The sequence below is a fragment of the Sporosarcina sp. USHLN248 genome, from assembly GCF_037144575.1.
In the GTDB taxonomy this organism is placed as follows: domain Bacteria; phylum Bacillota; class Bacilli; order Bacillales_A; family Planococcaceae; genus Sporosarcina; species Sporosarcina contaminans.
Map to the genome: position 1 here is coordinate 16,619 of NZ_JBBCZC010000001.1, position 21,552 is coordinate 38,170.

The following is a 21,552-nucleotide window of genomic DNA, read 5'->3' on the forward strand; positions in this document are numbered from 1 at the left end:
GCAAGATAGAAAGTTCATGTTTTTCGGAGTGCTCTTATATGTGTTTAGTAGTGTTTATATCGATAGGTTAGGGGGAGGTAAGGAAAGTTAGTGAATGAAGGCAATAGTCACTGTTAAGCAATGTATGGGAGTGTTCGCTAATGCGAATGAAATCGTGGTTATGCTGCTTATGTATGCTTTATGCGTTTTTTAATAAGCTTATGAGTAGCTGAATCGGTTTATGTGCTATTCCATTTAACTTATGAGCATTTTCAAAACATTATGCGTGTATTGGGAGATTTATGCGTTGTGTTTCAACTTTTTGCGTTTGATGGCTAGATAAAGGGAGCACTAAAGCATTGAATGGTTTACCCTTTTATTGCACGTTATATTTTGAAAAAGGTAGGGTACATTGAGAGTAGAGAGGATGGTAGGATGAGGAAGATTATGTTAATGATAGGGAGTCTCTTTATACTATCAAGCTGTGTCAATATGAAAGAATGGCGGAGCTCGCTGCCGGAAGATGATTTCCTCATTATCGGCCATAGGGGAGCGTCTGCTTATGTGCCTGAAAACACGCTCTCCTCATTCGAATTGGCTGAAGACTTGAACGCTGATTATATCGAATTGGATGTTCATTTGACAAAAGACGATGAAATAGTCGTCATGCACGATGATGACGTTTCGCGCACGACCGAGGCAGCGGGAAAAATTAAAGATTTCACGTTGGATAAGCTGAAAGAACTGTCTGCAAATAGAAAAAAAGGCGAAAAAATAGTCGCTAGCGGGGCGGATCATGAAGATATTGCAATTCCAACACTATCGGAAGTCTTCGAGCAAATGGGCACCGAAGTTCGCTATGTTGTCGAATTAAAAGACACCGAGCAATATCCGGATATTGAGAGAAAAGTGGTAGATCTGATGAAAAGCTATGATTTGATAGGAACTGATCAGAATGGATTTCCGAAGGCGGTTATCCATTCCTTTGATAAAGAGGCTTTGAAAAAAGTGCATAAATTGGAGGAGAAAATTCCTTTATTGCAGTTATTATCTTTTGATGAAGGAGAAGAAGCGGAGTTATCTCGAAAAGAACTGAAGGAAGTGCTGCAGTACGCTTCGGGCGTAGGGGTGAGCTATAAAGCGGTTACGCCAGTGTTTGTCAATACAATGCACGATAAAGGGTTAGCGGTTTATGCCTATACAGTGAACGATGCAGAGGACGCGCTGAAATTGAAGTCGATGGGTGTCAATGGGATTCATACGAATGAGCCTGATATATTAGGGAATGAAAAAGAGAGCTGAAGCATTTTCTTCAACTCTCTTTTTCATGGGCTCTGTCGACAAATGTGTTGAGAGCAAGTCTCCAAGAGAATAGATGTAAGCAATTATAGAATGTTGCACTCATCGCATTTATTGCTATAGCACTCATGTTGCTCTTCAATTTCTTTTCCGCAGGAGACACAAACTTTTGCTGGCAACGTTTTGAAAAACTCGATTACATTTTCTAACATGCAAAGGACCTCCTTTTCTGATGTGCACTAACTGTTTAATAGTCGTACAGAATTCGTGGGAAACTGGCGGTTATGCAATGCTCAGACCTAAACTAACACAATATCTGTTATATTATAAAATATAATAATGGTTAATTGTAATATAACAGTATGGCGAAAAAAATTAGACGATATTGCATTCGTCGCATTTATTGCTGTAGCATTCGTGTTGCTCTTCAATTTCCTTTCCACAAGAAACACAAGTTTTAGCAGGCAAGTTTTTGAAAAAATCAATTACATTTTCCAACATGAAGTATCCCTCCAATTCTGTTATAATATAAAATAAATAATATATTCTTGTGATATAACAGCGTATAGAAAAAATAGTGTATATCTCATAATATACAGTTGCACCAAAATACGTTCCGTAAACATTTACCGACTTGAGTCAGCACAAATTTGTGGGATGAAAACCGTATCGGAGTTTAAACATCTGCCGACTCAAGGAGAATAATAGTAGCGGTTCGATTAGACTGCATCTCGAAGCTCCAAGGCAGGTCGATTAAGGGCAAACCATTAGGTAATGATCGGTCGTACAACTCCTCTCTTGTTCTATAACTATTTTGATTATTAAGAGTGTATTATAACAGGTAATCAAATGTCAAGACATTAATGAACATTTCGGATAAAATAGAGGGGAATTCATTTACATAGGGAGCGATGAAAGTGTATTTCGTTGACAATAAAGGCATTACTGACCCGCGCATTAATTTATCCATCGAAGAATATATTCTGAAAAATATGGACGTAGACAAAGATTCTTTTTTGCTGTTCTATATTAATGAACCGTCCATTATTATCGGGAAAAACCAAAATACAGTTGAAGAAATCAATACAGAATTTGTTGACGCTAATGGCATTCATGTCGTGCGGCGTCTGTCTGGCGGCGGTGCTGTGTATCACGATTTAGGAAACCTCAATTATAGTTTTATTACGAAAGATGATGGGGAGTCATTCCGGAATTTCAAGAAATTCACAGAGCCTGTTATTAAAGCGCTTGCGGAAATGGGCGTAAAGGCGGAGCTGTTGGGACGCAACGATATTTTAATCGACGGAAGAAAAGTGTCCGGTAATGCACAGTTTGCAACTCAAGGGCGTCTGTATAGCCATGGGACTTTAATGTTTGATACAGAAATTGAACGAGTTGTATCTGCTTTGAAAGTGAAGAAGGATAAAATTGAATCGAAAGGCATTAAATCGATTCGCAGCCGTGTAGCAAATATTTCGGAATTCATCGAGGAGCCAATGACGATTGAAGAGTTCCGCCTAAAAATCTTGGAGTCCATTTTTGGCGGCAAAGAGAACATTCAATACATGGAACTAACCGACGAAGATTGGAAGAAAATCCATGAACTTTCTGCAGAGCGCTATGGCAATTGGGAGTGGAATTACGGAAAATCACCAAAATTCAATATGCAGCATTCCCATCGTTTCCCTGTGGGTGGCATCGATGTTCGTTTGCAAGTTGAAAAAGGGAATATCCAAGAAGTCCACATTTACGGAGATTTCTTCGGAGTAGGAGAAGTTGCAGTCATAGAAGAAAGGTTGAAGTCTGTTCAATACGATCGCGAATCCATTACAAAGGCGCTTGAAGAAATTGATATTCCAAAAATATTAGGCGGCATTACGAAAGAAGAGTTTATTAATTTGATTTATTAATCATAAACGGCTGTTTGGAAGGCTATTATGCTTTTCAAATGGCTGTTTTTTGTTAACTGTTTGTTTACTGCTGGAATGTAATTACTCGTATTAGATGAAAATAGGGTAGCGTATGAAGAAGCGATATAGAGGCTGTTATGTAGGAGCATGCGCAATAAAATGTTCCGGTGTGCCAGTAACGTATTCAAACGCGCCAGTAAATCACATACTTGCGCCAGTACTGTGCACTTCTGCGTCAGTAAATTGATAAGCCGCGCCAGTAAAATGTACTGATGCGCCAGTAACGTATTCAATCGCGCCAGTAAATCACATACTCGCGCCAGTATCGTGTTCTCCCGTACCAGTAACACTTCTCTCCACTCCGGTAATCTTTCATGCTTTTTAATTCTCTACTTTGCAGCTAAGCGAAAACAACGGTTTTGCGGTATAATTAACAGAAGGTAGAAGGAGGAGAGAAAGATGGGGAATCAACGGATTTTCATTGTGGAAGATGATAAGAAGATTGCACATTTATTGGCGGAGACGTTGCGAAAATATCAATATGATGTTGCAATTGTTGAGGATTTTGATGCGATTACGGAAGAATGTTTAGCGTTTGATCCGCATCTCATCTTGTTAGATATTAATTTGCCTTCTTATGATGGATATTACTGGTGCAGGCAGCTGCGTCAGCATACGATGTGTCCGATCATTTTCATTTCTGCCCGTTCAGGCGATATGGATCAAGTTTTTGCGCTTGAAAATGGTGGGGATGATTTTATTACGAAACCTTTCCATTACGAGATCGTCCTTGCCAAAATAAGAAGTCATTTACGACGCGCTTACGGAGAATATGCTCCAATGCAAGGGGAGCGGATGGTGAAGTTAGGCGCGCTCACTTTATATATAGAGCGGATGGAGCTTCATTTGCGGGAAGAAGCCATTCCATTGCAAAAAAAGGAATGTGTCATTTTAGAACTGTTGATGGAGGCTTCACCAAAAGTGGTTTCGCGTGAAACGTTATTGGAAGAATTATGGGATGATCAATCATTTGTGGATGAAAATACATTGAATGTCAATATGACGCGCGTCCGAAAAAAGCTGTCCGATTATGGCGTCCAGTCTGTAATTGAGACGGTGAGAGGCTCGGGTTATCGGTTCATGCTATCTTCGGAGGAATCATGAAGAAGTTATTGCTATTTTTGAGAGAACATACGACATTGCTTATTTTTCAGCTGTTTTTAGTATTGTTCATATTACTGCTATATTGGTTGGACGGCTTTAGAGGTTATAATACGGCGATCTATTCGGTTGTCATGAGCATATTGCTGACAGGCGCTTTTTTAGGAGCGAAATTTATTATGCAACGATCCTTTTATAATGTGATAATGCGCAAGCCGAAGCAAATGGAAGATGCACTGATTCGCCATGTTCAGTCGCCGGAGCATCGACAAACGGCTGACTATATGCGGAGCCTTTACGGGCTGTACCAAAATGAAGTGCAAACGCTATATGCTGCGCAACATCGGCATTTGCATTTCATGAATCAATGGGTGCATCAGATGAAAACGCCGATTTCAGTAATCGGGCTGTTGTTGCAAGAAGATGGTGAAGTGGATAAACGAAGCATTCAAGAGGAAATTGATAAATTGCAGAGAGGTTTAGATGCGGTTCTTGTTAATGCGCGGCTTGAAACGTTTGAAGAGGATATGCAAATTGAACAAGTTGTGCTGAAATGTTTTATACAGCAAATTGTGACGGAGCATAAGCGTCTCTTCATTACGAAAGGTGTGTTTCCCGACATTCAAATCGATGAACACCTGATCGTTCCGACAGATGCTAAGTGGATGAAAGTAGTAATTAGTCAATTTATTACAAACGCAGTGAAATATACGTTTGAAACGAATAAACGGGTCTATTTTACGGCTGAGCAGACGAAAGAAGGCTTTGAGCTAAACATTCGTGATGAAGGAATCGGCATTCCCGCATCCGATTTAAAGCGGGTGACGAAAGCGTTCTTCACCGGAGAGAACGGCAGGATTTCAGGCGAATCAACAGGCATGGGCCTTTATATAGCGAAAGAGATTTGTGAAAAATTAGGGCATCCTTTAACGATTCACTCGGAAATCGGAAGAGGGACTGTCGTGAAAGTATTGTTTAAAAACGGAGAGACAGGTGAGTCCGAAGATGAAGAAACCGATCGTGGAACTGACGGAAGTGACCAAAATCTACGAAGGCAAAGTGATGCATCGGGCGTTGAACGGGCTTGATTTTGAAGTCGAAGAAGGAGAGTTTGTCGCCATTATGGGGCCTTCAGGCAGTGGCAAGACGACTTTGCTGAATATTATTTCAACGATCGACATGCCGACATATGGAAGAGTAGTCATTGACGGCGTAGAACCGGAAGGCTTAAAACAAAACGAATTAGCGCTCTTCAGAAGGCATAATTTTGGCTTCGTCTTTCAAGATATCAATTTGCTGCAAATGCTCACGGTTGAAGAGAATATCGTACTGCCATTGACCCTTGAAGGGCTTCCTTTACCAGAAATGAACCGACGCATCCGTTTAATGGCGGAGCAGTTGAATTTAAAAGGGATATTGAAAAGGCGGCCGGACGAACTGTCGGGTGGCCAGGCGCAACGGACGGCGATTGGACGGGCTTTAATTCATAAACCAAAGCTTATTTTAGCGGATGAGCCGACGGGCAACTTGGACTCGAAATCGGCAAAGGATGTCTTGGAGTTGTTAAGCCGTATAAATGATACGGAAAAAGCGACGATCGTCATGGTGACACATGATCCAATCGCAGCGAGCTATTGTGATCGTGTGCTATTCATTAAAGACGGCGCTTTTTTCAATGAAATTTTGCGGGATGAAAGACGCCAGACGTTTTTCCAGCGCATTTTAAACGTGCTTTCATTGCTCGGAGGAAATGTTAATGATTTGCGGATTTTATAAGCTTATAGGCGGGAGGCTATTGCCATGAATTTCCGACAGTTCGCTTATCGGAATGTTGTACGCAATCGCAGAGTTTACGCAGCATTCATGCTTGCCAGCGTATTTTCGGTCATGGTCTTTTTCCTTTATTCCATGCTATTGTTTCACCCTTCGATTGAAGGAAGCGCGCTTCAGGAAATTTCGATTTTAGGAATGGGAGCAGCCAATATTGTTCTGTACTTCTTTACACTTTTTTTTCTATTTTATTCAATGCGCGCGTTTCTACAAGCAAGAACGAAGGAATTTGGCATTCTGCTCCATTTAGGGATGGAGAAAAGACAGCTTCATAAATTGATTTTCACCGAGACGTTACTCATTGGAACAGCTTCAATCGGTGTAGGCACGTTTTTCGGGTTCATGTTTTCAAAGTTTTTCTTTATGGTCGTCAAGCAGCTCGTTATGTTGCCTGCCTTGCCGCTCTATTTATCTTGGAAACCGTTTGCATTGACGGTCGGCGCTTTTTTGAGCTTGTTTATCATTATCTCGCTCGTTGCTCCCGCGCTCATCCGTATGGAAAGCATCGAGGAACTGATCCGAGGCGATCAAAAGGCGAATGATACGTATGATTTTTCGCCTGTCCGGGGCTTCATCGGTTTCGCTTTATTAAGCCTGTCTTATATAATGGCCGCTTTCACGTCCAACTCGATCGTTATTGGGTTAAGCTTTTTATTGCCGCCATTAGCAACAGTTGGAACATACTATTTCTTTACGGATTCATTGCCGATGGTTTTCCATTATTTCCGTGCGCGGAAAAAATTCTTCTGGCGTCATTTTCGCCTATTGGCCTTTTCTGAAGGTGTCATTCGATTAAAGGAAAATGCACGTATGTTTTTCATCGTAACGATCGTATCAACGATGGCATTCCTATCAGTTGGCATTTTAGCTTCTTTGACGTCTTTTGCCTCTCAATATCGGGAAATGAATCCGTTAGGCCTTGTTTATCAAAGTTTTCCAGGTAATGAATTGGAGCAGCAGCATATTCAGCGGTTAGTGAATGAATTGCAAGAGCATGACATTGATTACAACTATGTTCGATTTCCAGTGCAACAGCAAGTGTCTTCCTACACCGATTACACGGTGTCGATCATCAAATTGTCTAATGTCAATAGGCTTGCACGGACGTTCGACTATGAGCCACTCGCTTTGAAAAGGGGAGAGGCACTATTTTTGCCATCTACCCCATCTGCATTTTCTCAATTGAATAATCGAACCGTTAATACGGTTCTTTTGGAGAGCGGCATTGAGATTCGAATTAGCGGTGCCTATCCTTATCAAATCTTTCCGGCGCATGCAATTGGCATGAATGCCATTATTTTGAATGACTATGATTATGAATTGCTTAGCCTTCAGCAATTGCCAGCTTCCGTCTATTATGCGTTCAATATTCCAGATTGGCAGAGGACGAAGGATATCGGCCTAACGATCGATCGGTTTGTCAACCAGTCTTATTTGAATGGCTTGAACGAGGAACTTCATTTTTCATTCGATAATCCGGGGCTGAATTATTCGGTCCTACGAATTTCGTTTTCGTTGCTATTGTTTGCAGGTTTGCTATTGGCGATTGTCTTTTTGCTTGCTGCAGGCAGCTTCATTTACTTCAGATTGTACACATCGCTCGAAAATGATCAAAAACAATTCGATGTCCTAAGAAGAATGGGCCTCACCGATCATGAATTAAAAAAAATCGTCAACCGACAATTAATCCCCCAATTTTTCGTGCCGTGGGGCGTAGCTATAATGCATAGCTCATTTGCCTTTCTATCCTTACAAGTCATATGGGATGCCTTGGCAGAAATATCGATCGTTCGCGAACTGACAATCGTGTTAGTCGGCTTGACAGTGGTACAAATTATCTACTATTATTTAATTCGCTGGCGTTATTTATCGCATATAAAAGCTCCAAAATGAAGGAAAGCACTTGGCGTAGTTAAGCTAAGTGCTTTCGTTTTTGAATGAAGTGCGCGGCCACATGCTTCCATAAGTTGGATTTATACTCAAAAAAACATATGTAGCAATTGCTGTCTTGCGCATTTATAGGGCGATTGCTTGAAAAAGCATGTGATTTGTTTGCTTCCGCTCTCATACCATTTGAAATTCATCCAGCGCTCGAACCACCACTCGAAAATCACGCCATCCGATCGAACCCTCTCATCCACCGCTCAAAGTACAACACCTCCGCTCGCCCGGACCTATCCAACCTGAATTTACTCACGCAAGACATTTCTACAAAAAATAAAGCTGCTTGATAAGTGAATGTTCTATTGAAATAAAAAAACAGAGAAGTGTGTGCTTTACTAATAGAATCATTGATAGATTTTCTAAAAGTATTGTGAACTTTTAATTTTTCTTATATAATAATAGGAGTTGTAAAATGAATGATGATTCATTCAATGAAAAGGGAGATGGTCAAAATGAATTTGGTAACACGGGTTTATGAGACATCGAAATTGCAACCGCAAAAAACAGCTTATCATTTCATGGGAAAGGACACGTCTTATGCTGAGTTTGATCAGTCGGTGTCGATGTTCGCGTCCGCATTGTTAGGGGTTGGAGTAAAGGAAGGGGACCATGTCGCTTTTTTATTGGGGAATACGCCGCATTTTTTAATTTCGCTTTATGCGACGATGCGGATAGGCGCGACAGCCATTCCGATCAATCCGATTTATTCGCCGGATGAGATTTCTTATATCTTACATAATAGCGATGCAAAAGCGGTTATTACGCTAGATCAATTGTTGCCGTTAGTTGAGAAAGCAGCAGTTGCGTTTCCGACAATTGAGCAATACATCATTTGCGAAACGAGTGATGATGTCGAGGAAAAAATAGAAGCGTTGCCTGAAGCAGCAAAGGAGAAAGTGCAATTGTTCTCCCGCCTGATTGCAACAGGTAAACCGAATTTTGAACCTGTTTCAGTAAATGAAAATGAAACCGCTATCATTCTGTATACGTCGGGTACAACGGGCCATCCGAAAGGTGCTATGTTGACACATAAAAACCTTTATTCGAACGCACGTGATGTTGGGGATTACTTAGGGTTTTCGGAAAATGACCGCATCGTTGCAACATTGCCTGTTTTCCACGTCTTTGCGTTGACTGTCGTCGTCAACGCGCCGCTTTTAAAAGGTGCGACCGTTTTGCTCCTTCCGCGATTCAGTCCGTCGGAAGTGTTCAACACGATAAAATCTGAGCAAGCGACTGTATTTGCCGGTGTGCCGACGATGTTCAATTTCCTTTATCAATATCCAGAAGGCAAAACAGAAGATTTCGATTCAATCCGTCTTGCCATTTCTGGTGGAGCGTCACTACCAGTCGCTTTATTGCATAACTTCGAGGAAAAATTCAACGTGAGAGTTTCAGAAGGATATGGTCTGTCCGAAGCGTCTCCGGTCACTTGCTTCAATCCGCTCGACCGTGAACGGGTACCGGGTTCAATCGGAACGAATATCGTCAACGTAGAAAACAAAGTCGTTGATGAGTATGGGGATGAAGTGCCAGTCGGCGAAGTGGGCGAGCTCATCGTGCGCGGTCCGAATGTCATGAAAGGATATTACAAAATGCCTGAAGAAACAGCAGTTGCAATTCGCGATGGTTGGCTATATACAGGAGATTTGGCGCGGCAGGACGAGAATGGCTATTTCTATATTGTTGATCGTAAAAAAGATATGATAATAGTCGGTGGCTACAATGTGTATCCACGGGAAGTCGAGGAGGTTTTATTTGCCCATCCAGATATTGTGGAAGCCGCGGTTATCGGCGTTCCAGATCCCGATTTCGGGGAAGAGGTGCAAGCGTTTGTTGTATTGAAAAAAGGAGCACAATTGGAAGAAAAGGCACTGAAAGAGTTTTGCGCAAAACGCCTTGCGAAATACAAAATTCCAGAAACGATTGATTTCTTAGATGAATTGCCGAAAAACACGACAGGAAAAATTTTAAGAAGATCGTTGAAACAACATGTGAAACAGTAAACAAACAGCTTTCCTTTCTGAAGAAGATTGGAAAGCTTTTTTTATTCAATAAATAATGTGAAAGTACTATTAAAACGATAATTTTCATCGTTGTCATATAAATTTCTATAGGCATAATCGATCGTGCGTGGTACATTGAAACTATATTATTTTACATTAAAAGGAGACTTACCGATGCGGTGGACAGTAGGAAAAAAGATTTCAACAATGTTCATTGCAATGATAATTTTGATCATTGGAATGGGTTCCGTTGGCTTTATAAGTTCAAGTAAATTGAATCAAAATACTGAGACAACGAACAAAGTTATTGTACCTAAAATCGATACGATCAATGCTTTGGAAAAAAGAATGCAAAATATAATGGCCTTTTCACAACGACATATATTGTCGAGGGATAAAGAGTTCAAAGAGGATTATGAGCGTCAAATCGAGGCCGAAATGGAACAGGCCAATGAAATTGTCGGGACTTATGCGGCGCTTATGGCCGACCAAAACAACAAAGTTTCTTTGTCGCAAGAGAAATGGGAAGAATTCATTTCGCAAATTAATGAAATTTTGGCACTTAGCAAAAAGAAGGAAGTCGAAAAAGCAACCGTAGCTTCTTACGACGCAGTGCTCACGGTCAATTCAATGTTGGATGAGCTTAGTAATTTAAATGAGATTCATAGAAAGGAATTGGAGGAGATTGAACAGGAAGGTGATCAATTATATAATACCGTCCTTCTTGCGTTATCGACCAGTTCAATCTTGGCAGTTATTATCGCCCTTTTTGCAATTCGTTATTTAAAAAGAACGATTCAACGACCAATCATTGATCTGTCGGAAAATTTTAAAAATATGGCAGCTGGAGATCTTTCCATCGATCCGCTTCAAATTCTGACGAAAGATGAAGTGGGTCAGTTAGGACAGGACTTTAACTTGATGTTAAGAAATTTAAATGAATTGATGGCTGAGTTGATAGAAAATATCGATACGCTCTCTTCTACTTCTGTACAATTTGCAACAAGTGCTGATGAATCCGCGAAAGCATCGGAGCAAATTACGAATTCAGTCATCGAAGTATCCGAGGGATCGGCAGCCCAAATGAAGAGCACGAAATTTAGCAGCACGATCGTTGATGAGATGGCAAATCAATTGGATAAAGCGATCCTATCAATTCAGTTAGTTTCCGATTTGTCGGTTGCTACGACAAAATTGTCGAATGAAGGAATGAAACGGATGTCCTCAACGATTGATAAAATGTCGGAGATACAAGAGTCAACAGTCCGCACTGCTTCTGTAGTCGAATCGCTGCATACAAAATCGTTAGAAATCGGAAATATTGTTACGATGATTACGAAAATTGCAGAGCAAACGAACCTACTCGCCCTGAATGCCTCCATAGAAGCAGCTAGAGCAGGCGAACACGGAAAAGGATTTGCCGTCGTTGCTGCAGAAGTCGGGAACTTAGCATCCGACAGCGGTAATGCTGCAGCCCAAATAAGCGATTTAATTAGCGAAATACAGCAAGAAGTTGATGGGGCAATAAAAGCAATGGAAATGTCTAAGACGAATGTGGACGAAGGGCTTGGTATGATTCGTCAAACCGGAAAAGGATTTGAGGACATCTCTCACCATATTGACGATGTTTCACGACAAGCTGTTGACATTGCTGAAATAAGTAAAACAATCAATGACAGTGCGCAGCAAGTGAAACGGCTAATTGATGACGTCGCAGCCATGTCCGAACGTTCTGATGCCAATGCACAAAATATTGTCGCTGCTGCCGAGGAACAGAGTGCAACAATGCAGGAAATCTCCGCTTCTTCCTCAGTCCTTAGCTCGATGGCTGAGACATTGCAGCAAATGGTTTCGAGATTTCAATTGAAATAAATCATATAGGGTTAAGCAATGAAAATGGGTAAATGCTCAACTTGGCACTTCTCATGAAACAGGCAATTTATGCCCTAAGTCGAGCAGTGCCGTTCTATACTATCAATTCACCAAATAAGTCTCATGCCTATACAATGATTAAGGTACATAGCTATGGTCATAGGCATGAGACTGCTTAATCGAAAAGAAGAGTCAGCGTAAACGAACGGAATAGTGCTTCATTTTAATACGACAAATTGAACTCTTCGTTAGATTCGCTGACTCGCGATTAGCTAATGCTTTTCATTACAAAATCACCTCCACAGCATTCTCCCGTTTTCATCTTATTCGATCAAATACCTTATCCAAAATACGATTCCGATATTTCTTGGATGAATTCCTCTTCTAATTCACCTTTCTTTTTCACCAACACATATGAAGATACAGTTGGCAAGTCGAACAGATCAAAATGTGGACGCATGAGCCTGCCTTCCATTAACTCACGACGTACGATCGAGTGCGGAAGAAAGGAGACGCCTAATCCATCCTGTATGAACCGCTTCGCAATATGCGCCTGCGTCACTTTCATTGTCCGGATGCCCGGTATATTTTGATTGAGCAATAATAGAAGCTCTTCCCAATAAACAGGGTGATGGTGGGTAAGCAAATAGTGCTTTTGCAATACTTCAGCAATGTCAATCGGCGGCCCGCTTTCCTCATCGTAGCGGTCAAGAGGCATAACGAAGACGATTGGATCTTTGTAAATGGGAATCGATTCAATGCTTTTCAGCTTTGCATCGACTGCGGAAATGCCTAAATGTGCATCACCGCCATCAACTATTTGCTCAATGAGCTCGGATTCTTCCACGCGGATCGTCAATTCCACTTCAGGGTGCCGATCCATAAACGTACGTAGGAAATATGGCAAGATCGTCTCTGCCATTAACGGGGAAATAGCGACCGTCCAATCAACGCGATAGCCTTGTGAAAAAGCATGCATCCGCTTCACGCTTTCTTGCAAATCGTCAACCAATTGAACAGCCTGTGGATAAAACATTTTCCCAGCAGTTGTCAATGAAACCCGATGATTCACTCGGTCAAACAGTTGCACGCCAAGCCGCTCCTCTAATTGCCGGATATGCACTGTCACACTCGGCTGCGAGAGCATAAGTTTTTCAGATGCTTTTCGAAAATTCAACGTTTCAGCTGCAACGATGAACGTTTTCAACCATTGATAGTCCATTGAAATCACCCTTGATAATAAATTTTAATCAATTTAATTAAAAACATTTAATTTAATTAATTATACAGCTCTATTATGATAGAGAAAAGGAGGAATGGTCATGTTTGCAAAAGGATTGAAGGATGTCGTAGCAGTTCATACGACAATTGCGTCTGTTGATGGGGAGATAGGTGAGCTACGGTATCGCGGAACACTACTTGAGGATATAGTTGAAGGGAAAACATTTGAAGAAGTTGCGTATTATTTATGGAATGGACAATACCCAAGCGAAAACGAATTGCACAATCTCAATGAGAAATTAAGACAAGGAAGGCTGCTACCAAACCATGTCGTATCAATCATCGACGCTCTACCGGCAAACTTGCCGATCATGGATGCGATGAGAACAGCGATATCCGCGTACGGCCATGCGGAATTTAAGGAAAAGCCGATTGAAGATCAGGCGATTGAACTAACAGCTGCTTTGCCTGTCATTGTTGCACGCCATTATCGAAATTCGATTTTTGCTCATGTTATTCAGCCGGATCCTGAGTTATCTCATACGGCGAATTATTTATGGATGCTGACAGGCAATAGGCCTGAAGAAGTGCATGTCGAGGCGCTAAAAACGTATTTGCTTTTGACGATGGAGCATGGTTTGAATGCATCAACATTTGCGGGGCGGGTGACGATTTCAACAGAGTCGGATTTGACGTCGGCAATCACGTCTGCAATCGGCACGATGAAAGGGCCTTTGCATGGAGGGGCCCCGTCAGGCGTCATCGATTTATTGGAAGAAATCCAAACGCCTGAAAATATCCGGGCAATCATTGAAGGGAAATTAAAAGATGGAGAACGAATTATGGGGTTCGGACATCGCGTCTATAAAACAGAGGACCCGCGTTCGATCATTTTACGTGACACATGCATAAAGTTAACTGGGAAAGACCATTGGCTCGATTTGGCAACAGTTGCTGAGAAGGAGATCATCTCTTTATTGGAAACCTATAAGCCGGGGCGCAAGCTGTATACGAATGTTGAATATTATGCAGCGGCCATTATGCGATCGATCGATATGCCACCTGAATTGTTCACGCCGACGTTTAGCATCGCTCGAATGGTCGGATGGACAGCGCATGCGATTGAGCAGTTGAGCGACAATACAATATTCCGTCCGCAATCAATCTATGTCGGTGCAAAAAAATAAAAGATTTCATTTCCAAGAAGGAGAATTGTTACGGGTGGCGAAACATGTAAGTGGAATCAATTAAGGGGGAGTGCCAAATGACGAAGAGAAAAAGTTCTGTAGACGATCTGTTCCACTTGCAATCGGTTACGAATCCGCAACTATCTCCGAATGGAAATGAAGCGGTTTTCATTAAGACGCATATCGACAAAGAGGAAAACAAATACATCTCGAACTTATACCATATCGACCTTAGAACGGATGAAGTGACGCAGTGGACGTACGGCGATCATCGCGTTACTTCGCCAAAATGGTCTGCGGACGGTAAGCAAATCGCCTTTTTATCGAATCGGGAGGAAAAGAACCAATTATTTCTGCTATCTGCCAAAGGGGGAGAAGCGAAAAAGCTTACCTCCTTTGAAAAAGGAGTGTCTAGCTTTGAATGGTCGCCATGTGGCACGAAAATCTATTTCGATGCTCCGGTGAAAGAAGGCAAGACGTTTACTGATAAAGAAAAGAAAGACGAAAAGAAATTGCCTGAGCCTGTACGTGTTACGAAAATGAAATATAAGGCGGACGGAGTTGGTTTATTGCCGCAAGATTCTTATCGTCAAATTGGCGTGATCGACATTGCTTCTGGAGACGTTTCGCAATTTACGGAAGGCAGCTACCAGCATTCTTTACAGGCAGTTTCACATGACGGCAAGAAAATGGTCATCGGCGTAAACCGTGCGGAAAATTTAGATTTTGAATTTCGCCAGCCTCTGTATTTAGTCGATGTCGAGACGAAAGAGGAGACTGTTATTGTCGATGAGATCGGTTATTATGGAGGGGCTCGTTTTTCATTTGACGATCATTACATAGCTTTTGTCGGCTCGGATCGGACTTATCAAAACGCTACGCACGGGCATTTATACGTATATGACACGAGACGCGGCAATCGGATCAACTTGACGGAAAGCGTCGATGCGCCGGTTGGAGATTATACAGTTGCAGATCATCAGCAAGGGGCAAGTGCGCCAAGCGTTGTTTGGACGAAAGACAATCAATTGTATTTCCAATTATCGACAATGGGTGATGTCCGGCTTTATTTTGGAACGCTTGAAGGAGAACTCTACCCTGCTACGCCTGAAAATGAGCATGTATATGGCTATGACGTGAACAGAGATGGAGATTTTGCATTGCTAGCAGTGAGCGATTTAACGCATCCAGGTGAAATTTATAAGCAGACGATTGCGACAGGGGAAAGACAAGCACTTACTTCATTTAATAAACAATTTTTGGATGAAGTTGAACTGATCCAACCCGAGCAAATCGTATTTAAAGGCGAGAAAGATTGGGATGTGCATGGCTGGCTCATGAAACCTTACGGATATGAAGAAGGAAAGAAGTATCCGCTCATCGTCGATATTCACGGTGGTCCGCATGCAATGTTTGCCAATACGTACTTCCATGAAATGCAGCTGCTATCTGCTCAAGGATGGGGTGTCCTCTATATCAACCCACGCGGCAGCCATGGCTATAACCAGCAGTTTGTCGATGCGGTGCGCGGCGATTATGGTGGCGGTGATTTTACTGATATTATGGATGCTGTCGATTATGTGTTAGCCGAAGAACAATGGATCGATGAACAGCGTCTTGGCGTAACTGGCGGCAGCTACGGCGGATTCATGACGAATTGGATCGTCGGCCATACAGACCGTTTCAAAGCGGCAGTGACACAACGGTCGATTTGCAACTGGATCAGCTTCTTTGGAGTATCCGACATCGGCTATTATTTCAGCGAGTGGCAAATTGCGGCGGATATGAAAGACGTCGAGACATTATGGAAGCATTCACCGCTCAAATATGCGGAGAACGTTAAAACGCCTTTACTCATTTTGCATTCGGAAAAAGACTTCCGCTGTCCGATCGAACAGGCAGAGCAGCTATACATTACATTGAAAAGCATGGGGAAAGAAACAGAATTCGTCCGCTTCCCGGATGCAGACCATAATTTGTCTCGGACAGGAAAACCGAATTTGCGCGTTGAGCGTTTGAACGAAATTACGGGATGGTTCGAGAAATACCTATAAGAATTGGAGCAACCTATTTGGCATATACAATGGAGGGCGTAACGATTCGCCCAATTATTGAAGAAGATTTACATTCCTTATGGGAGCAAAGCTTTAAAGAGGAAAACCCCGAGTGGAAAAAATGGGATGCTCCCTATTTTCCACACTCAACGATGACTTATGAAGCATTTTTGGAACGAAAAGATAAAATCGTTGCCCAAGATGATTATTGGGGAATTGAAGTAGATGGCGAGCTAATCGGCATGGTGAGCTATTATTGGGAGCATAAACCATCGCTCTGGCTCGAAATGGGCATCGTCATTTACAATCCGTCTTATTGGAGTGGCGGGTACGGAACGAAAGCGTTGGCGTTGTGGATCGATCATTTATTCAATGAAATGCCGCTCGTTCGCGTTGGCCTTACAACTTGGTCTGGCAACGAACGAATGATCCGTGTGGCTGAAAAGTTGGGGATGACGATGGAAGCGCGCATTCGGAAAGTCCGTTATTGGAACGGAAATTATTATGATTCTATCCGGATGGGTATGCTTCGAGAAGAATGGAAGAAAGAAGATTGATAGAAGAAGAGTTTCCAAGCCGAGCAATTGGCTTGGAATTTTTATATTTAATTAATGAGTGATTACTCACTTTCATTTACGGAGCAAATCGTTTATGATAGTGAGTAATCACTCACTTTGAAAGAGGTGCAAAAATGGCAATTTCTATTCAAAACGTTTCAAAACGTTTCGGAAAGCACGAAGTATTGAAATCCATTAATCTTGAAATTCACGAAGGAGAGATTTTTGGGTTATTAGGGCCTTCCGGAGCAGGTAAAACGACATTAGTAAAAGAGTTGGCAGGTTTGGATGTACCGACTTCTGGCGCGAATTTTCTTTTTGGCGAACGGATGCCATCGCTAAAATTATCGGAGCGGATCGGCTATATGGCACAATCAGATGCCCTTTATGAAGAGTTAACCGCATTCGAGAACTTGCAATTTTTTTCTGAGCTATACCGTTTGCGCGGCAAAAGACAGGCCGAGCGCATAACAGAAGTGATGGAGCTTGTTCAGCTGTCAGACGATATCGGAAAAACGGTATCGAACTACTCCGGTGGCATGAAACGGCGCCTGTCATTGGCAATTGCATTGCTGCATGAGCCTGAGCTTTTATTATTGGACGAACCGACTGTCGGAATTGACCCGGTTTTACGGAAAAGCATTTGGAAAGCGTTTATGGATTTGAAGAAGACAGGAAAGACGCTCGTCGTTACGACACATGTAATGGACGAAGCGGATAAATGTGACCGGTTAGGATTAATTCGAGACGGCCGCCTTATCGCAATCGGAACACCCGCTGAGCTAAAGGAACAAACGAACTCATTGACGATTGAAGAAGCTTTCCTGTCATTTGGAGGTGCAGAAGCATGAGAGTAATGGCGATGGTGAAACGGATATTGAGGCAAATCATTCGTGATAAACGAACAGTAGGATTGCTCATTGTCGCTCCAATATTAGTGCTAACGATGCTATACTTTGTATTTAACGGCGGCGATTACGAACCGAAAGTTGGCCTTGTTCAAATGCCTGAATCAGTTGTTGAGCACCTAAGTGTTGACGGAGTAAGACTAACAACAATCTCAAATGAAGCTGCAGCGAAAGAACAATTGGCCGATCAAGAAATCGATGCTTATCTTTTATATAACGATGAAAAAATGAAAATTGTCTTAGAAGGAAGTGACCCTAACGTCACAGCCGCAACGATGAAATGGCTGCAAGGAGCAATGCCGAAACAACAGCAGGAAGCAAATTCCCAATCGCCGTCAATCGAGTATTTGCACGGTTCAGATAAGATGGGGCAATTCGACTACTTCGGTCCGGTGCTGTTAGGCTTTTTCGTCTTCTTTTTCGTATTCCTCATTGCGGGAGTATCTTTCCTGAGAGAACGGACAAAGGGAACGTTGGAGCGTTTGCTTGCAAGTCCGTTAAGAAAATGGGAAATCGTAGCAGGATATGTAATCGGCTTTGGCATTTTTACGATGATCCAATCGACGATCATCGCTGCCTATGCGATTTATGTGTTGGGCATGGTGATGGAAGGGGCATTTATGTATGTACTACTGACAATCCTCTTGCTCTCACTTACTGCATTGACATTAGGTATTTTATTATCCTCTTTCGCACAAAACGAGCTGCAAATGATACAATTTATACCGATTGTCGTTGTGCCCCAAATATTTTTTTCTGGTTTGTTTAACTTGGAAACGATTGCGAAATGGCTAAGTTGGATTAGCTATGTAACTCCACTTTACTATGCAGCAGACGCATTGCGGGATGTAATGGTAAGAGGGTACGGCTGGTCTGCCATCTATATAGACTTATTGGCAATCGCAGGCTTTTCGCTTCTTTTCATTACAATAAACATCATCATCTTACGTAAATACCGTAAAGTGTAGGAGGACTTTGTCCATGACAGAAGAACAGCGATTTGAAGAAATGCTGAACAATGAGGCTTCTTTGACGGATAAACAAAAGAAAATCCTTTTAGCCGCTACCGAGATCTTTGCGGAAAAAGGATTTGCCGCAACTTCAACAAATGAAATAGCAAAAAAGGCAGGCGTTGCGGAAGGAACAATTTTTCGCCATTACAAGACAAAAAAAGAACTGCTTCTTTCCATCGTCACACCAATGATGCTTAAAATGATCGGCCCTATAATATTAAAAGACTTTAACAAAGTGCTAAACAAGGATTTCGATCACTTTGAGGATTTTTTGCGTGCCATGATTGCAAACCGAAAAGAATTCTTAGAGAAAAATCTTAAAGTCGTGAAAATCTTTTTGCAAGAAGTTCCATTTCATGATGAATTAAAAGATCAATTCATCGAACATGTCGGGAAACAAGTATATGAAAGATTCGTCCAAATCGTTACGCACTACCAAAAAAAAGGCCAGCTTGCTGATATGCCGCCTACAACGGTCATTCGGCTAACGGCCTCCACGATATTAGGATACTTTGCAACCAAATACATCATTGCAACAGACCAAACGTGGGATGACGAAAAAGAGATTGATGGAATGATTCAATTTCTGTTAAAAGGATTGTCTCGTCAATAGCAAACTGCACATTGCAAAAAAGCTCACAGTAGCGTGAGCTTTCAGACTGTAGACAAAGTATTTTTTCACTTTGTCTACAGTCTTTTAAAGGTTTTTAGTTATGGGATAAGTGTTTGCCCAGCTTGGCTTGAAAACGCTTGTCAGACAAGGCGCGAAGTCGAGCGAAGACCCGAATAGAACTTAGGTTCATGAGGGGACGAGCGAGACGAGCAACGCAGTATGCGAGCGTTTGTCAACAAGCTGAAAGCTCACAGTAGCGTGAGCTTTTTTACGTAACGCACAATAAAAGCATCGCCAAGCAGCAAACATCACTCATACTCCAAGCCAGCCGCATTAAAACTCTTCGCTTGCAAATAACTTCTACGTAAAACGGATAAACCCGCTCTCATAGTGCCTCTGAGCTGAGCACAAAAAATATCTCCGCATACGCATAACATCTTCACCAACCGCATAATCCCTGCAGCGACCGCATAAATTTCCTAATCTACGCATAAATGCTCTACTAAGCACATAACTTCTTTCACTTGCGCATAAATCCATTCTCTCACTCATAACCCTGCCCTTCGAACGCATAAAATAACTCTCCCACGCATAAACTTTCTACCAGCAGCATAATCCCCCCAAAAAAACGAATAGGTACCATGCCCGCACGCCTACATCCCTGTATCCATGTATAATCCCATTCTCGCAACGCATTACAAGTCTCAAAACAACAAATATTGGAAATCAATACTTCCCAAAAAGGAATAGAATGGTACAATATAAAATGATTGCAATATACAAATGTGCTATATTCGAAATACTGGGGGTATTTGAATGGGTGTTCACAATGTAATGGAAGATGTAGTGAGGGAAGCGTTAAATCAAAACAGAGCAAGCCTTCACCTAACTTGCGATTGCCATCGTTGCATAGACGATATTATGGCGATAGCGCTTAACCAACTGCCACCGCAATATATTGCCAATGAAATGCATAGCCCATACGTCCGCGCATCACATCAAGCGGATCGTCAAGGAGCAACGAATATTCTTTCCACTGTCGCAAAAGCTGCGCACATTGTTTCCGAGTCTCCGCGTTGCCAAACTACAAAAAAAGAGTAGGGCAATTTGCCTCTACTCTTACTTCGAAAATAACGACATAACCCCTTGAATATTTTGGTTCACTTGGCTAACCAATAAATGATCGCCCTTCTGCCGAATATCCAAGCTGATAAAATTCATCATTTCTTCCGCCATATCGGTATCTTCTAATAATGACAACGACTTCGTCAAATTCGTCTCAAATACAGACGCATTCGCCAAATGATGCTCGACTGATTCCATGTCGGAACCGATGTTTGTCAAATAGCCTGACACTTTTTTGATTGCATCGTCGACTTTCGTTATGAGCGCCTCAGCTTGGTCACGAAGCACCAATGAAGCGCTATTTCCATCACGATCGCGTAGGTCCAAAGCTGTCGCACTTACATCGAATAGATTGATTGTCATTTGCTGTCCAGAATGGGAGCCGACTTGCAGCTTTAAAGATGAATCTTCTCCTAAAATCTTCTTCGTGTTGAACTCCAATTTTTCCGCCGTATCATCTATCGCAGCAAGAATATTGTTCAACTCTTCCTGGCTTGCCAATCGGTCGTTCATCGTCATCGTGTCAGTGGCACTGCTGACAGCTAACTCCCGCGCTCTTTGCAGCAATCCATTGACGTTATTCAGCCCTTCATTCGCCGATTCCAAAACGGACAGGCCATCCAACATATTACTTTGTGCCCGCGAAATGCCGCGAATTTGTGCACGCATTGTCTCTGAGATCGAAAGACCGGAAGCGTTATCGCTGCCTTTTGCAATCTTTAGGCCAGAGCCTAACTTGTGCAAGCTTTTCTCTATCTGGCTGGCATTCCGTTGATAGCGGTTCGTCGAAAACGAGATATGCTCTTGACTTAACACGCGCATAAAATCACCCCAAATCTTCATTCAACTAGTTGTTCTACATTTATATCGACT

Annotated in this window: 20 protein-coding genes; 15 read left to right on the forward strand and 5 right to left on the reverse strand. The window is 42.1% G+C overall.

What is annotated here, in order from left to right; all coding sequences use genetic code 11:
- The first annotated feature begins 414 nt into the window (after positions 1 to 414).
- Positions 415 to 1,281: a glycerophosphodiester phosphodiesterase gene (locus tag WFH04_RS00080; protein ID WP_336822002.1), complete on the forward strand. Its 867-nt coding sequence runs from the start codon at positions 415 to 417 to the stop codon at positions 1,279 to 1,281.
- An 83-nt stretch (positions 1,282 to 1,364) separates the two neighbouring features.
- On the opposite strand, the gene yhfH (WFH04_RS00085) is transcribed toward WFH04_RS00080, so the two are convergent.
- A complete protein-coding gene (yhfH, locus tag WFH04_RS00085; RefSeq protein ID WP_336822003.1) occupies positions 1,365 to 1,490 on the reverse strand; it encodes a protein YhfH in 126 nt (41 codons plus the stop codon).
- Positions 1,491 to 1,653: 163 nt separating this feature from the next.
- Entirely contained in the window at positions 1,654 to 1,779 is a 126-nt protein-coding gene (yhfH, locus tag WFH04_RS00090) for a protein YhfH (protein WP_336822004.1), read from the reverse strand.
- Positions 1,780 to 2,195: 416 nt separating this feature from the next.
- On the opposite strand from yhfH (WFH04_RS00090), the gene lplA reads away from it, so the two are divergent.
- A complete protein-coding gene (gene lplA, locus WFH04_RS00095) occupies positions 2,196 to 3,188 on the forward strand; it encodes a lipoate--protein ligase (protein ID WP_336822005.1) in 993 nt (330 codons plus the stop codon).
- On the opposite strand, the gene WFH04_RS00100 is transcribed toward lplA, so the two are convergent.
- Positions 3,185 to 3,538, reverse strand: coding sequence for a hypothetical protein (locus tag WFH04_RS00100; RefSeq protein ID WP_336822006.1), 354 nt, complete (start codon positions 3,536 to 3,538; stop codon positions 3,185 to 3,187). The genes lplA and WFH04_RS00100 overlap by 4 nt on opposite strands.
- A gap of 109 nt (positions 3,539 to 3,647) precedes the next feature.
- On the opposite strand from WFH04_RS00100, the gene WFH04_RS00105 reads away from it, so the two are divergent.
- From WFH04_RS00105 to WFH04_RS00130, 6 genes are all read left to right on the forward strand, one after another.
- On the forward strand, positions 3,648 to 4,352 hold the full coding sequence (locus tag WFH04_RS00105; RefSeq protein WP_336822007.1) for a response regulator transcription factor: 705 nt from the start codon (positions 3,648 to 3,650) through the stop codon (positions 4,350 to 4,352).
- A complete protein-coding gene (locus WFH04_RS00110) occupies positions 4,349 to 5,437 on the forward strand; it encodes a sensor histidine kinase (RefSeq protein WP_336822008.1) in 1,089 nt (362 codons plus the stop codon). The genes WFH04_RS00105 and WFH04_RS00110 overlap by 4 nt, the downstream gene beginning before the upstream one ends.
- Complete coding sequence (locus tag WFH04_RS00115; RefSeq protein ID WP_336822009.1) at positions 5,355 to 6,125, forward strand: ABC transporter ATP-binding protein; 771 nt, start codon at positions 5,355 to 5,357, stop codon at positions 6,123 to 6,125. The genes WFH04_RS00110 and WFH04_RS00115 overlap by 83 nt, the downstream gene beginning before the upstream one ends.
- 24 nt (positions 6,126 to 6,149) lie before the next feature.
- Positions 6,150 to 8,072 (forward strand): FtsX-like permease family protein, encoded by a 1,923-nt coding sequence (locus WFH04_RS00120; RefSeq protein WP_336822010.1) that lies wholly within the window; start codon positions 6,150 to 6,152, stop codon positions 8,070 to 8,072.
- A gap of 503 nt (positions 8,073 to 8,575) precedes the next feature.
- Positions 8,576 to 10,129: a fatty acid--CoA ligase family protein gene (locus WFH04_RS00125; protein ID WP_336822011.1), complete on the forward strand. Its 1,554-nt coding sequence runs from the start codon at positions 8,576 to 8,578 to the stop codon at positions 10,127 to 10,129.
- A 174-nt stretch (positions 10,130 to 10,303) separates the two neighbouring features.
- Positions 10,304 to 12,001 carry a methyl-accepting chemotaxis protein gene (locus tag WFH04_RS00130; RefSeq protein WP_336822012.1) on the forward strand — a complete coding sequence of 566 codons (1,698 nt, stop codon included), beginning with the start codon at positions 10,304 to 10,306 and terminating at the stop codon, positions 11,999 to 12,001.
- Positions 12,002 to 12,341: 340 nt separating this feature from the next.
- Here WFH04_RS00130 and WFH04_RS00135 read toward each other — a convergent pair whose 3' ends face one another.
- A complete protein-coding gene (locus WFH04_RS00135; protein ID WP_336822013.1) occupies positions 12,342 to 13,223 on the reverse strand; it encodes a LysR family transcriptional regulator in 882 nt (293 codons plus the stop codon).
- Between the two features lie 100 nt (positions 13,224 to 13,323).
- On the opposite strand from WFH04_RS00135, the gene WFH04_RS00140 reads away from it, so the two are divergent.
- The 7 genes from WFH04_RS00140 to WFH04_RS00170 all read left to right on the forward strand — a co-directional run bounded on the left by WFH04_RS00140 (position 13,324) and on the right by WFH04_RS00170 (position 20,655).
- Positions 13,324 to 14,409 carry a citrate synthase/methylcitrate synthase gene (locus WFH04_RS00140; RefSeq protein ID WP_336822014.1) on the forward strand — a complete coding sequence of 362 codons (1,086 nt, stop codon included), beginning with the start codon at positions 13,324 to 13,326 and terminating at the stop codon, positions 14,407 to 14,409.
- A 77-nt stretch (positions 14,410 to 14,486) separates the two neighbouring features.
- Positions 14,487 to 16,463, forward strand: a complete 1,977-nt coding sequence (locus WFH04_RS00145; protein ID WP_336822015.1) for a S9 family peptidase — start codon at positions 14,487 to 14,489, stop codon at positions 16,461 to 16,463.
- A 29-nt stretch (positions 16,464 to 16,492) separates the two neighbouring features.
- Positions 16,493 to 17,020, forward strand: a complete 528-nt coding sequence (locus tag WFH04_RS00150) for a GNAT family N-acetyltransferase (RefSeq protein ID WP_336822178.1) — start codon at positions 16,493 to 16,495, stop codon at positions 17,018 to 17,020.
- Between the two features lie 134 nt (positions 17,021 to 17,154).
- The gene (locus WFH04_RS00155) at positions 17,155 to 17,871 is read left to right on the forward strand and encodes an ABC transporter ATP-binding protein (protein WP_336822016.1); all 717 of its coding nucleotides are present in this window, start codon (positions 17,155 to 17,157) and stop codon (positions 17,869 to 17,871) included.
- Positions 17,868 to 18,896, forward strand: a complete 1,029-nt coding sequence (locus WFH04_RS00160; protein WP_336822017.1) for an ABC transporter permease — start codon at positions 17,868 to 17,870, stop codon at positions 18,894 to 18,896. Before WFH04_RS00155 ends, WFH04_RS00160 begins: the two co-directional genes overlap by 4 nt.
- 13 nt (positions 18,897 to 18,909) lie before the next feature.
- Positions 18,910 to 19,554 (forward strand): TetR/AcrR family transcriptional regulator, encoded by a 645-nt coding sequence (locus WFH04_RS00165; RefSeq protein ID WP_336822018.1) that lies wholly within the window; start codon positions 18,910 to 18,912, stop codon positions 19,552 to 19,554.
- Between the two features lie 816 nt (positions 19,555 to 20,370).
- Positions 20,371 to 20,655, forward strand: coding sequence for a late competence development ComFB family protein (locus WFH04_RS00170; protein ID WP_336822019.1), 285 nt, complete (start codon positions 20,371 to 20,373; stop codon positions 20,653 to 20,655).
- Between the two features lie 18 nt (positions 20,656 to 20,673).
- On the opposite strand, the gene WFH04_RS00175 is transcribed toward WFH04_RS00170, so the two are convergent.
- The gene (locus WFH04_RS00175; RefSeq protein WP_336822020.1) at positions 20,674 to 21,501 is read right to left on the reverse strand and encodes a flagellin N-terminal helical domain-containing protein; all 828 of its coding nucleotides are present in this window, start codon (positions 21,499 to 21,501) and stop codon (positions 20,674 to 20,676) included.
- Positions 21,502 to 21,552: the final 51 nt, after the last annotated feature.

What these genes read in the sequence shown, in the direction of transcription:
- WFH04_RS00080 (WP_336822002.1), top strand. Translation starts at nt 415, where the DNA reads ATGAGGAAGATTATGTTAATGATAGGGAGTCTCTTTATACTATCAAGC.
- WFH04_RS00145 (WP_336822015.1), top strand. Translation starts at nt 14,487, where the DNA reads ATGACGAAGAGAAAAAGTTCTGTAGACGATCTGTTCCACTTGCAATCG.
- WFH04_RS00105 (WP_336822007.1), top strand. Translation starts at nt 3,648, where the DNA reads ATGGGGAATCAACGGATTTTCATTGTGGAAGATGATAAGAAGATTGCA.
- WFH04_RS00135 (WP_336822013.1), bottom strand. Translation starts at nt 13,223, where the DNA reads ATGGACTATCAATGGTTGAAAACGTTCATCGTTGCAGCTGAAACGTTG.
- yhfH (WP_336822003.1), bottom strand. Translation starts at nt 1,490, where the DNA reads ATGTTAGAAAATGTAATCGAGTTTTTCAAAACGTTGCCAGCAAAAGTT.
- WFH04_RS00165 (WP_336822018.1), top strand. Translation starts at nt 18,910, where the DNA reads ATGACAGAAGAACAGCGATTTGAAGAAATGCTGAACAATGAGGCTTCT.
- WFH04_RS00175 (WP_336822020.1), bottom strand. Translation starts at nt 21,501, where the DNA reads ATGCGCGTGTTAAGTCAAGAGCATATCTCGTTTTCGACGAACCGCTAT.
- WFH04_RS00110 (WP_336822008.1), top strand. Translation starts at nt 4,349, where the DNA reads ATGAAGAAGTTATTGCTATTTTTGAGAGAACATACGACATTGCTTATT.
- WFH04_RS00155 (WP_336822016.1), top strand. Translation starts at nt 17,155, where the DNA reads ATGGCAATTTCTATTCAAAACGTTTCAAAACGTTTCGGAAAGCACGAA.
- WFH04_RS00130 (WP_336822012.1), top strand. Translation starts at nt 10,304, where the DNA reads ATGCGGTGGACAGTAGGAAAAAAGATTTCAACAATGTTCATTGCAATG.
- WFH04_RS00125 (WP_336822011.1), top strand. Translation starts at nt 8,576, where the DNA reads ATGAATTTGGTAACACGGGTTTATGAGACATCGAAATTGCAACCGCAA.
- WFH04_RS00150 (WP_336822178.1), top strand. Translation starts at nt 16,493, where the DNA reads ATGGAGGGCGTAACGATTCGCCCAATTATTGAAGAAGATTTACATTCC.
- WFH04_RS00115 (WP_336822009.1), top strand. Translation starts at nt 5,355, where the DNA reads ATGAAGAAACCGATCGTGGAACTGACGGAAGTGACCAAAATCTACGAA.
- WFH04_RS00140 (WP_336822014.1), top strand. Translation starts at nt 13,324, where the DNA reads ATGTTTGCAAAAGGATTGAAGGATGTCGTAGCAGTTCATACGACAATT.
- WFH04_RS00120 (WP_336822010.1), top strand. Translation starts at nt 6,150, where the DNA reads ATGAATTTCCGACAGTTCGCTTATCGGAATGTTGTACGCAATCGCAGA.
- WFH04_RS00160 (WP_336822017.1), top strand. Translation starts at nt 17,868, where the DNA reads ATGAGAGTAATGGCGATGGTGAAACGGATATTGAGGCAAATCATTCGT.
- yhfH (WP_336822004.1), bottom strand. Translation starts at nt 1,779, where the DNA reads ATGTTGGAAAATGTAATTGATTTTTTCAAAAACTTGCCTGCTAAAACT.
- WFH04_RS00170 (WP_336822019.1), top strand. Translation starts at nt 20,371, where the DNA reads ATGGGTGTTCACAATGTAATGGAAGATGTAGTGAGGGAAGCGTTAAAT.